This is a genomic window from Ruegeria sp. CG11 (assembly GCF_056537245.1).
On record NZ_JBQFRE010000026.1, the window covers coordinates 1 to 12806 of the forward strand.

At 54.0% G+C, this 12806-nt stretch carries 5 protein-coding genes; all 5 read right to left on the bottom strand.

Features of this window, described 5'->3' with window-relative positions:
- A partial coding sequence (locus ACR0KW_RS22530) for a DUF4214 domain-containing protein (RefSeq protein WP_480807013.1) occupies positions 1–6668 on the bottom strand: 6668 nt, incomplete at its 3' end.
- Between the two features lie 65 nt (positions 6669–6733).
- Positions 6734–8227: a hypothetical protein gene (locus tag ACR0KW_RS22535; RefSeq protein ID WP_480807014.1), complete on the bottom strand. Its 1494-nt coding sequence runs from the start codon at positions 8225–8227 to the stop codon at positions 6734–6736.
- Positions 8228–9428: 1201 nt separating this feature from the next.
- On the bottom strand, positions 9429–9788 hold the full coding sequence (locus ACR0KW_RS22540; protein ID WP_480807015.1) for a hypothetical protein: 360 nt from the start codon (positions 9786–9788) through the stop codon (positions 9429–9431).
- A 47-nt stretch (positions 9789–9835) separates the two neighbouring features.
- Positions 9836–11368, bottom strand: a complete 1533-nt coding sequence (locus ACR0KW_RS22545; protein WP_480807016.1) for a TniQ family protein — start codon at positions 11366–11368, stop codon at positions 9836–9838.
- Entirely contained in the window at positions 11365–12801 is a 1437-nt protein-coding gene (locus ACR0KW_RS22550; RefSeq protein WP_480807040.1) for a helix-turn-helix domain-containing protein, read from the bottom strand. The genes ACR0KW_RS22545 and ACR0KW_RS22550 overlap by 4 nt, the downstream gene beginning before the upstream one ends.
- Between the last annotated feature and the right edge of the window lie 5 nt (positions 12802–12806).

The following is a 12806-nucleotide window of genomic DNA, read 5'->3' on the forward strand; positions in this document are numbered from 1 at the left end:
TCATTGCCGTCGCCGCGGGACCAGACATAGGTATCATTGCCATTATTCGAGACATAAGAACCACTTCCGCCATAAAGGTGGTCATTCCCAATGCCGCCTGTCAGCACGTCGCTGCCACCTTTTCCTTCAAGCGTGTCATCGCCGGCATGGCCGTTGAGCGCATCATTTTGATCATTTGCACCGGTCAATGTTTGGCCTGCAAATGTCCCGTCCTTGGTGACAACAGGGTCTACAGCCGGTGCAACATGCGCATTGCCGATGTTTTGATACTCGACACTCTGTGCCAGTGAAGCGACAAACTGAGCCTTTGTAATCCTGCCATTGTCCAGGTTACTGGACCACAGCGCCAATTCACCCGTTGTAGGTGGTCGACCCAGCGCATTCATAAAGGCTTGCTCGATGAACTTGGCACCATTCAGACCATTAAGGCTGTTGGTGGCCACACCCTGAATACTACCTTCCAGCGCCAGAAGATCAGCGGCGATATCATCCGGGTTGTCCGTATCCTTGAGCAACCGTTTCGACAGAACGGCAATCTCCTGGTCTGTCGCGTCCCGGTCATAGACCACGTCGACAAGGCTCTTGATCAGGTTTTCCGCGTAGGCCCTGTCGAGACCACGTTCAAATTGCGCAGGGTTCAGGATGACGTCAAAATTGTTGGTCGCCCTATGACCGTTTCCAACCACGATATGCTCGGCGGATTCGGAAATCTCGGCGGCCAGTTCACCGCGCGTGATCCGGCCTTCAAAGAGATCGGATAAAGTAACTTTGAGCTCGGAAAGTGCCGGAGCGCGGCCGTACGCATTCAAGAAAATTTGCGTGATAAACTCCGCATTCGTCAGTGTCCCATATCGTGTCTGAAACTCTGCAGAGCCGATCAGGGCAGAAGTCAAAGCAGCCTTGTCCAACTGCCCATCCTCAATAAATGCGACGAGTGTTTCCAGCTCGGTAAAATCCGCATCCCGATCAAGAACCGTGTCATAGATCCGGGCTGCCTCCTCCAGCACGCGGGCCTTGGCCGCTTGATCAACACGCGCGGACTCTGTTTGGGTCAAGATCGTTCCGGAGGAGTTTTTCCATTTGGCAACAGATGTCCACGTTTCGACGCCAAGCGCGTCAACTTCGTGTGAGACAACAACACTTGTATTACTCACACTCGCCGAAACACCATTGTTCCAAGTATAAGTGCCGTTATCGACCGCAGATCGGGTTATGGTCTGCTCATTGCCATTTCTCAGGATCGTTTGCGTCAAACCGTCTGAAGACGTGGTCGTGACAAAGATGTTGGTTGCATATCCGGCTTCGTTGAAGGCGCGCTCGGTCACCACCTGTTCGCCGTCCGAGCGAATAACCACTTCGGTTACCTTGTCCGCAATGCCGTTGCCATCGAAGTCCTCGGTCTGCACAACGGTCCGTCCATCGCTGCTGACGGACACTGTTTTTTCGGACCGGAGATCACCGTTTGCATATTTGATTGTGTCGGTTGTGACCTGGCTGCCATCAGGGTTCAGGACGGTTTCGCTCCGCTTGGTACCATCCAGTTCTCCATCGCCATCCAGATCGAAGCTGGACGTTGCAACCAGCCCGTCCGCGGAGACGGTTCGGGTTTCCTGATAGGTGATCTCACCATTTTCCCCTGTCTCGGTGAATGTGGTGATCCTGTTGCCCTGAGCATCATAGCTGACATCGGTGCTGCGGGTGATGTCTACTGAGCCATCGCCCTCGATGTCCAAGTCCAGGGCATGGTGCATGCCATTCGCGGAGGTGGTTTCTACAATCTCTGTCTCGACACGTGAATCTTTGGTCAGCTCACTGATCGTTGTGGTAACCACACGATCCGCGTCAACCACCGATACGGTTGTGCGGTCATCAAAACCATCCCCGTCCAGATCGGAGGTGATAATTTCCGTTCGCCCATCCGCACTGACCGTTCTCACATGCGCATTTTGAAGATCGGTACCCGCCCCAAACTCGGACACCGTTTCCGTGAACGCGCCATTTGCCTCAGCAACCCTCAAGGAAATCCGGTTGGGGCTTCCATCGCCGGAAAAATCCGTCTCAACCGTGGTCCGCAGCCCATCTCCGCTGGTGACCGTTTTGATTTCCGACTGCGTTTGGAACTTTTCGTCTAGGGTAGCCTGAAGATTGACGACCTCGCCGTTACTTTCGAGGAGCGTTTCACCCTTAGTCGTGTAATCAAACAACCCGTTGCCATCGAGATCCAGCTGTACTGACGTACGCAATCCATCATCGCTGGTATGATAAACTTCCTCACCAAGGCTGACGTTGCGTCCGTTGCTGTGGTTCACCGTGCGTGTGGAAGACCCGTTGCCCGACAGCGTTGTTGTATCTTTAACGATACGCTCCGCCTCCCCGTCGCCGTTTCGATCAACCTCCATCGTGGTGGTTAGCCCGTCTCCGCTGACGGTTGACGTGGTTTGCGCCTCAATACCGCCGCCCGCAGAATAGTAGGTGGTGTTGGTCGTGGTCAGGCCGCTGTCATCTGTGTGGGACACAGACACCATGTCGTCGATCCCATTACCATCGACATCCAGAGATTGTGTCGTGGTTCGTTTATCCGCACTGACCTCCGTGACGGATGTGTTCAATGTTGATCCATCTGCAGCAGTCTGGGTGACTGTGGTGGTTTCAACACCGTCGGTCGCCAGATCATAAGTCTGAAGCGTGGTCAGGTCGTCATCACCATCATTGTCCCAATCCTCACGGGTGGTGGTCGTCCACTCGTCTGCGGAGGTTTCAACAACCGTTCTGGAATAAACAGTCCCATCCTCAGCGCTTTGCGCGACGGTCATCGTCGTAGACCCGTCCGCGTTCAGCACCGTTATGTCGCTGACGGTCCTCTCATCGCCGCCGTTACCGTCCGCATCGTGCCGGGTCGAGATTTCCAGACCGTTGTCATTGGTGGTTGTCGTGCTTTGGCTCATGATGGAGCCATCGCTGTTCAGTTCTGTTTCCGTGCGCGTGACCTGTCCGTCATCCCCGACAACACGATGTACCCTGACATCGACATCGCCGTCGCCATCGATATCTGTCGTTACCAGAACATCCCGACCATCATCGCTTGTGGTAGTGATGCTCTGCGACCGCAGGATATTGCCGCCGCCTGACACATCTCTGACATCGGACGTGACGGTGGTGCTGCCATCATCGTGCAGGACGGTTGTACTGGTGGACGCAATATCCGCAGATCCATCCCCATCATTGTCAGAGCGGGTTTCGACCGTAAGCCCGTCATCGCTGACGATGGTTGTTGTACGAGACAGGAGAGCATTGTCGCCTGCACTCAGGTCTTCGGTGGTTTCCTGCGATCCATCTACCTGGAGTTGAGTTGTCGAGGTGACGATCACATCGGCTGTGCCATCCCCATCGGTATCTTCTGATGTTGTGACAACCAGACCATCGTCACTCACTGTCGTCACAGTTCGACTGCGCAGACTGTCGTCCCCGTTATGAACGGTTGTTGTGGTTGTCCGCCCCCCATCTGCATTCAGAACCGTGTTTTGAACTGTCTTGGTTTCGACAACGTCATTACCGTCCAAATCCGTTGCCACCGTCACGGTCAACCCATCCGCGCTGGTATCGGTCTGTTGCCTGTACAGCGTCTCACCGTCGGCGTTCAGGCGGGTTTCCGTCTCGGTCATGCTGCCGTCAGCGTGTTTCTCCGAATGCAGGGCCGTATCTGTTGAACCATCGCCGTTGGCATCAATTGCCGTATCCGACACACGCCGATCCGCGCTTTGGATCACCGTTGTTTCCGACAGAACTGTGGTCTGATCCCCGGCATATACGGTCTGTGTTTGTGTAACGCTGCCATCTGCATTCGGGGTGCTGACAGAAACGGTTTTACTGTCGATGCTACCGTCACCATCCAGATCGGTCAGCGTTGTGACGGTCAGCCCGCTGGCACTTGTTATAATCTCCTGTTCACTAATGAGGCTGCCATTCGAAGCGCGTTCAGTAACCGTGCGCGTCGAGGTTCCGTCTGCATTTTCAACCGTGATATCTTCAACGATCAGATCCGTGTCGCCGTCACCGTCCGTGTCGAAGCTGGTGGTCACATCGAGACCATCCTCGCTCGCGACCGATACGGAATGCGCGCTATAAGACCCATCCGCATTGCGGGTCCAGCTTGTTGTGGTGCGCTCGCCGGTTGTCCCGTCAACCGTCACACTGCGGCTCAGGTCGGTTGCCTGGAACACGTCATCCTGATTGTGATCGATCCAGGTTTCCGAACTGACTTTGTCGCTCCCCAGAGTGACTTTGGTCTTGCCGCGGACAGAGCCATCCGTATTCGTTTGCGTCGTCTCTGTCTCACGGCTGTCATCGGCGTGGATTGTGGTGGCCTCAACCATGGTGACATCCACGTCGCCATCGCCATCCTGATCGGTGGCTGAGGTCTTCTGCAGAGCGTCATCAGATTGGGTATGGGTGCTGGAGCTGCGTAAGCTCCCATCGCCATTCTTCATCAGCAGGGAGGATACTGTCGAGCCATCCGCGTTGACCGTGATGTTCAGCTCTTCCTGAACGTCAATGTCACCATCCCCATCCTGATCGCGGGCGATGGTCTTGGTCTGGCCATCGGCGGAAACGGTCTCTGTCACTGAACTGCGCAGCGATCCGTCCGCGTTGAAATACTGTATGGTTTCCGAGCGGCTGCCATCAGCATTGATGACAATTGTATGCGTGATGGTCAGATCAACGCTGCCATCGCCGTCTTCGTCAATCGCATCCGTGCGGACCAGCCCGTCGGCCGAGACCGTCTCAGACGAACTCCGGATCACGCTGCCATCCGGACCGCGATCGGTTGTCACGATGGTCAGGCTGTCATCGGCGTGCGTCGTGCGCACCTCGGTCTGATCGTACCAACCGCCCCCCGTGGAATCCCGCTCGATCGTGACGACTGCACCATCTGCACTGGTGGTGGTTTTGGTCTCATTCACCAGGATGCCATTCGAGAAATCCGCACCCACCTTATTGGTGACGGTTTCGCTTTTGCTTCCGTCCACGTTGGTGACCGTGAAGATGGTCTGAACCCGGTCCACCACCCCGTCGCCATTGTCGTCATAGCTGTTGGTGATCGAGGACCCATCTGCAGTGGTCACGGACGTGATGACAAAAGAAATGGCGCCATCGGCGCCATATCCAGTCTGGATATGCGTACGCACCCCCTCCGAGTCGATAACCTCACTTTCCTCAACGCGATAGCTGGCCGTCTCAGACACCAAAGTCGTATCGGCCACGGTCCCGGTGGTGCCATCGGAATAAGTAAAAGTTGTTTTGCCGGTAATCACCGAGCCATCTGGCAGTTCGATATTGGTCGCATCCGCCGTCAGATCGATCGAGGTGATCCCCAGCTCATCCAGCGTCTTGGCCACCAGCGATCCATCAGCCTGTGTCACCAGAACCTTGAAGTCACTCCAGGCATCGTCATTGGCGTCAAAGACGCCGTCCCCATTGCTGTCAAAGATCGCCTTCAGCGCCTCGATATCGCTTGTCGCCGTCGGGTCCCATTCGGTGAAGACATATTCCCGCTTCTCCGAGATCGTCCCATCCCCATCCGCATCATAAAACAGCACACCGTTCCCAGCCGCCGCCCACGCGGTCAGGTTCCGGAGGCCATCGCCAGTTGCGTCAACAAAAACTGTCGAGTTCGACAGCTCGGTGATCTCCACACCCATGCCGTCAAGATCGAGAATAATTGGATGTTCTCGGTCCTCACCTCGGGTTGTATCACCAACACTATCGACACCACTACGCGCTCGGTCGGTTGCGGCCTCCACTTCTGCGCGAGAGCGGCCCCAACCACCGCCTTTGTCGTTGTCCTTACCGAGATCATCCGGGCGCAACTTTGGGCGAATTGGTTTTTTGCTGGGCTTGTTTCCACCCTGAAGCCCCCATTCTCCATCCGTTATCCCGAGATAGTCACCCAACGCTCTAAAATGGTTACCCAAGGTCGCACGAGCTACTCCTTGTTCGGTTACGTGTCCGTATCGATCCAAGAAATCCTTGCTATAGTAGCTGTTGGGATTTGTGACACCACCATTCCACGTGGCTACCGCGCCATCTTCGCGGTACGATGTGCCTTCTGGAATAGATACAGGAGTGGTCTCTTGCTGCGGTGAAACACCAAAGAGATCGCCCAGCCACGCATCGAATTGCGTTAGTTTTTCACCAATCCAGCCACCTACAGCTTTAGCCGCGTTGATGGCAAGTTCAGAGGCACCGGTCAGTAGCCTGCCTAATGCATGAACAGGTGCAAACAAGTCATTCGTAAAGTTATCGAAGGCACCTCCTGGTTTAGCTCCAAGCAATTCAGCAAATCCGTCGATTGCTTCTTCGACAAAGTTGGCTGCTTTACCAAGCCAACCTGAAGTGTTGTGAACGCGAATACCGCCCGCGACATAGGTGTGATATTGCTCAACCTCAAAGTTATAGACATCGAAGCTACCCTGAGTGTTTCTCAAGTCTTGCAAATCACCGATGGCGGCAATGGCAACTTCGGGAGCCTCCTTTGAAACAGGTGGGAACGTGGTGCATTCAAAGGCATCAACAAATCTGCCTTCCCTCATCAACGACATATCGCCTTTTGCCAAAATAACAGGTGCCGCAGCTTCGCGGTCGGCGCTATTGCTTACAAGTTCGGTCATACTGCCCCTTCACACCGCCTAATTCATCGCGGATCGAATAGTCTTTTTGGATTTATGTAACAGAATTAAATCAGATGCTTATGCGTTTCCGCAGCCTCATGAGCCGTTTCCTTTGAACTGGGCATCGGTAGACGAGGTGATACTGCTTCCCACTCATCAGCCTCATAAATCTCCGCCAACGTGACTGCTGAACGCTGCAACACATAGTCTTCCGGCCTGGGGAGATGCGGAGTGAACGTCCATCGGAATGGCAGCTTCATGCCACCCGAGGATTCCTGGACATAGCCGTCATCGCATAAGACCCCGCCGTTGGCCTCAATCAATTCCAAAACCGACACATCCTGCCCAGACTCAAGAATGACCCTCGTTCCAGCTCGGATCTCACCCGTCTCGCCTATTCTGATCTGACCATTCGATTGCCGCTCGCCGACAATCGCAACAACCATCCGGTCTCCTTCGGATCTCAGATCACACCCGGTGGCTGCCCGAACCTTCGAGCCATCAGCCCGAACCAGAGCACCATCCGAGCGCAAGATGTCCAAAATCGGAACATGCTCGCCTTCGAATTTGCCATCCCCACACAGCGTCACATGACCAGGAGTAACCTTTAGGCCAAACACATCCAGCACATGCCGAACCCGGTTGCGATATAGCTGCGTGACACGGCCAGGTTGGAGGTTTCCTATATTGTCGTATGATACAACAATGTCGCCAACAGCGATTTCCTCGATTGGCTTGAACTCGCGGCGCAAAAGAACCAAAGCCTCGTCAAACGAGCCGTCTTCACGTGGCTTAACCAAAGAGTCGGTTGGCCACATCTGGATTGGGGTTTCGGCAATGAAGCATTGATTATTGAGTTGATAGTCTCCTGCTCGATAATTTGGCCCATAATAGTCGTCTATGAAATGTTGCAAACCCGCCAGGTCAATATCGATGACGCCCGTTGCATTGTTAAAGAACTCTTGGAGAAAATCCGGCCCGTACATGCTCGAATAGCCTACGAGGCTGGCAAAAGCCTCTGATGTCATCAGTACGTCGCCATTGTCGAGAACTGTAGCCAAACCTCTGTCGATAAAGCCGTCGATCTCCGCGCTGTAGGCATCAGAAAGATTGCTAGTACCTAATGAAACCGCGATTCCAGCGGTCGTGCCAATGACCGTTGCGGTAGCGGCTGATCCTGCAACTACTGTGCCAACCGCTGCACCGACGACAACCGCTCCACCAAGTGCTGCAAGGCCAGTAGCCCCTTCCCGAATTGCACCTGGTACATTTCCAGCACTGAATTCCCGGTAAGCTTCAATTCCTGTTCCCACTAGGTCTAGTGCAACAGCAGCGCGACCAAGTACTTTGGCCGTATCTGCAAGCGCTCCGGACAAATTTGCCCTAGCAATGGCTTCGTTATCGCCAAATACTCGTGCAATTGGAACACTACCGCTGAAGATACTTCCTGATCGTGCCGTCAGGTACGCCTCGGCACCCGAAGCGATCCCGTTAGAAAAATCCCAAGCTGTTACGCCTGGTGTGTCACTTCCCAAAAAGAAATCTCTTATACCGCCCATATTTTTTCCTAATTTGAATTCCTAAGAAGAGAATTGCAGATTCCTGAGTAGGTAATGCTCAGGAAAAGAGCACCTACCAAAACTAAGGATGTAGCCATAACGATTACGAACGTGGTACATCCGCCAGCAAGCTCAGCCCAGCGGCTACAATCTCTTGTCGACAAAGACAGACCCAACAAGCTCAAAGCTGAGATCAGTAAACAAGAGATGGAAAGAAACCAAACTCGCCCATCCGTTCCACGCACCACATCTTCTGCCAGCCACGCTTTCAGCTTTCTTGAAAGCGCTGCCGACAAAAAAAAGACCGTGCAAACCCCCAGGAATAGTTTAAACGACGAAGATAGTTCCATCCGGTAAGCTGGCACAACAACGGCAATTGGCAACATGAATGCCGTGGAAAACAAGAACAATCTCAAAGTTTGGCAAATCCTCTTTTGTCAGCGGACTTTACTTATGTTGATAAGCTACATCGTTTGCGTATCACCAAGGTCGGGTCATGCGACTGCATCTAAGCTCAGCTAGTTGCTTTTGTCACGTTCAATCTACAGGCGAACTACCGCAGATTTTGACGTGTTCTCGGCACAGCCCCGAATCCGAAAAACGAGCGTTTTTCTTATGGTCGCTGTCGCGTCCTTGTTGTGATGTGAATATCACCAGAAAAACCGTTGCGGAAATCATAACGAGATCGCATCCGGAAAACCCAGCCATTCTTCATAGTGATGACTCTACTTGGTAAAACCCAAGCGCCCAGCAACGAGCAACCACACTGTGTCTGAAGCAGCCACCCGTTGAGCCGAAGCCATCAAAGCAAGCCGATATCTATGAGCCACTTTGTAAGGACCATAACCGCCAAGGTGGATGCTGCCCCCAACAACATTGGCGGCAGCGCTGCACGCCAAGTGGGTACTTTCGCTCGCTCTATCGATTGGGCCAACACCTCTCGAACTATAGCGGAGAGCTCTGCGTCCGAAGGACTGTTGGATCTCGCCATAGCCGTTGTCTCCCGAAACCGCTGTCAAACATCAAATACTGTATTTCCGAGGGGTCAGCCGAGTCAATTTCGCCAGGCAAGCGGCCATAACCCCACGTCAAACCGCAGCCGGTCTTGACCGCCAGCTCCTATCTCCGACCCGGTAAGTTTGTAGCCAAGGCCAGATGCGAATTCATCCACCAACGAAATGTGCGTCTTCAATCCATCGCATCACCCCTCCGGACTTTCGTCATCCGAGCCACCCAATTCATGGATGCCTTGCTTTTTCATACGGCGGATGAGCGCGACGTAGTCCACAATCCGGTCGATCTCATCCGCATTTCCTGTGGCATAGGCGACAGCAATCATCTGGAACTGAAGTGCGGGATCTTCCGCGAGTTCCTTGCCCGCCCAATCCGGATTGTTTTCGGTCTCCGGAACGGTGGCATCTGTTTCAATTTCCTCGCCCCACATCTCGTCCAGGAAAGCCTTCAGATCAGAGCCAGTGCCCTTCAACCCCAGCTTGTCGACGGCCTCCCATATAGGCTTGAGGCGTTGGAGAAGATCACTGCGATTGTCAGCTATTGGCATTCAACCTCCCTATTGAGCCGTTCCTGCTATTCGCTGGCGTGCTTTTTTCACTCGGCGTTCCGCTGCTTCCTCGCCGATCTTCTTCGAGGTCGATCGGAGAAGATTTCAGACATCTCAATTTTGGAAACAAGCAGGTTGCTGATTTTAAACTCCCCTCCAAGACGCCCCGACGCACTCAAGCGGCCAGCTAGAACCAGTTGCACCAACTCTGAGACCCTTCGCCGCTTTTGCCGAGCTAAGTTTGGCAACGTTTGGCAACCGTCAGGAACAGATTGGAAAGCGCGCGTACCACCAAAAAGGTCGCGGATCAGCTGCCGCAGATGAACGCTGTCGTATCCGCCACGTTCCTTATGTCCCCCCCCTGTAGTTGGCTGTAGAATTCGGCATTCCTGAAGCTCTTTCAGTACGCCATCGGAAACGCCAAGAAACTTCGCGGCCTCTTTCTTGGATAAATATCTCGATTTTTGAGATCCCAAGCGCTCGACCAGCGGAAGGGTCAACGGTCTGTTGAGCTCAACTTCACCGTCACCGTTGCGCTCAGCGATGCCATTTTCAACTAGGATCGCCTCAAAGACATCACGGCGCACTTTCAAGTGCTGAGTGGCGGAACTGACGCTGTGAATGCGGCGTTGTTCAACTTCATGCCCCAAAACCACCGCGCCTGGGGCATACGGATATGTATCCAATAGATAGCCACGCATGAGGTTTCGAAACAGCTTCAGGTCGTCATGGCCATTGGGCTTTTGGAGCAAGAGCCTTTGGAGCTCACCGTAGTGTGGCAAGAGCTGAAAATGGGCTGCTTTTAGCGTTCTCTGCGAGAAATAGGTCAAGGCTTCGAACAGCACCTCTTCCCCGGCATTCAAGAGCCCAAACCCTGCCAAAAGAGCCTCCCGTTTTGCATGATCATCCAAATCGGACCGACGTTGTGATTTACCATGGATCAGGGCGGTACCGAGTGCTTCGGACACCCTCCAAAGGGCATGAATGGTCATCCGATCACATAAGGAACGCCGCCGTTTTCTGCGTAGACGCTTGGACAGATACTGATCAAAGCTGTCAGCGATCATGGGGTGATCAGCATGCCAGATGTCATCCCAGGCATTTTTGATCGCCAGACTACTATCAAAACGTTGGGCAACCGTGGATTGGTCTGCAATCACCAGCAAACGTTCGTTGTGGAGATAACAGCTTTGGATTTGAGGGACCTGCCAGGGCAGCTGATGCACCTTTGCCCAAAGATCTGAGGAAACCTCATGTTGTTCCAAAATGCATTTCGGGCAAACCCGAATTTCTTGACGATTAAGGGTCTGGCGATCGAAGGGCTCTTGACCAATGCGGTACTCGAATTTGGCCTTTTTGATCACGGCAGTTTTCGCGAAAGCATCCCGCGGGAGGTCCGCGAGACGACAGAGATCTTCTATGGCGAACTTATCTCCGTTCGATATTGCGTGGAGATCCAACCCAAGATCGGCGCAAAGGTCAGACATATCTGCGCAGCCGTTGCGGGCAGCCAATCGCGACAGAAAGGATGTAGGGATTTCCAGCTCCGCTGGCTGCAAGGTTAGGACGAGCCTGCTCATTGGCCACCTCCGGTCTCAAATTGTTTAATGGTGAGGTCTGCCGGGGGTTTTCCGGCGCCCATGACAGCTTCTTTTTCATAGACACGCACGAAGTCGCCGTTGCATGAAACGGGCTCAACCTCTGCGCGGTCAAGTTGCCGGGCCAGATGGATCGGCGCGACCTTTCGGTGAGAAGCGACCTGACCCAGGGTGGCGTAGTGCGCCTGGAACGCAGCAATACTGTCACGCGTGACATAGGTTTTGATGTGGTTGGTATCTGGGTTGAGTTTATTTACCGCAACCAGGTAGCCCGCATCACGTAGCTTGCGGATTGAGATAATACTGATCCTGAGGAACTTCGCCGCCTCTGCAAGCGTCAGATCACGGTCCAGGCGGAGTTCATCCTTTGCTGCAAACGCCTGATCGGAAACCTCAATTGCATGCACTCCAGTGCCTCTGCCGCGGCGCAACCGACCATCCAACGCGCCGGACATCAGGTCTGCAACAACCCGAACCAGTGGAATGCCTTTTGAACGACAGAACGCACGGAGCGGCAAGAACCCATCTTCATCGGGTGCATCCGGCAGGCTTTCAATGCGCTGCAGCAGAGTGTGGATTTCCTCACGTCGCGCATAGCGCAACGCTGAAGTTAGCTGAACCTGGGTCAGAACCCCCAAACGCATGAGCGCCTTGACCTGCTCAGCCCGAATGGACAACTCCTTCGCTGCTTGTGACAGGTTCATTAACCCCGACCAGAAAGAAAGAACCCGCGAAAGCTCAGACACTCGAATATCGGTGCGTTTCATGGCTTCGTCGGCGCTGATCCCTTCGAGATGCCCTAACAGCTTTTTCAAGAAGACAGCGCCAAAACCCGAGCGCTTGCGGGCCTCTTCAATGGTGAGCCAGATTTCGCGCGGCGGCGTTTGCCCAAGGACGTCTTTTTCCAAGGGAACTGGGTACGTCTCAAAGATGCGGTCACGTGTTTTGGTTAGTATGTCGCGCAGAGTTGGATCGTCCTGTACCTCATGCAGCCAATCATAAAATGGCCCTAGATCAGTGCTGAAATATGGGCGGTCGCTCTTGCTCTCTTCGTGAAGCAGGTGGAGTGCTCGTGACAACCCGTCTGGCCCATCTGCTAGGTAGGAGAAGCCAAGTTCAGCCAATTGATGTGCCTCCGGGTGCGCAAGGCTGTTGGCGGTTTTTCCGCGGCACCCATCAATGGCCGCTCCAAGCGACAAACAGGCGCCATTCAGAGCGGTTAAACCAAGGTCTCGGAGCCAGTCATCTTGTTCACCTTTGCGGATGCGGTCACGCACATAGCTCTCGTAACGCGTCGGTGGCAGAACCGTACCTTCGGAAGCAGCCGTTTCGATATACGCCCAATGCCCGAGCGCCTGGGTTGCAAAGTCGTAAGCTTCATGGGAGTGACCTGCTGGCGGAAGTGTTCGCAGCATCGTCC

Coding starts and splice junctions, on each gene's coding strand:
- ACR0KW_RS22550 (WP_480807040.1), bottom strand. CDS start 12,801: ATGCTGCGAACACTTCCGCCAGCAGGTCACTCCCATGAAGCTTACGAC.
- ACR0KW_RS22540 (WP_480807015.1), bottom strand. CDS start 9,788: ATGCCAATAGCTGACAATCGCAGTGATCTTCTCCAACGCCTCAAGCCT.
- ACR0KW_RS22545 (WP_480807016.1), bottom strand. CDS start 11,368: ATGAGCAGGCTCGTCCTAACCTTGCAGCCAGCGGAGCTGGAAATCCCT.
- ACR0KW_RS22535 (WP_480807014.1), bottom strand. CDS start 8,227: ATGGGCGGTATAAGAGATTTCTTTTTGGGAAGTGACACACCAGGCGTA.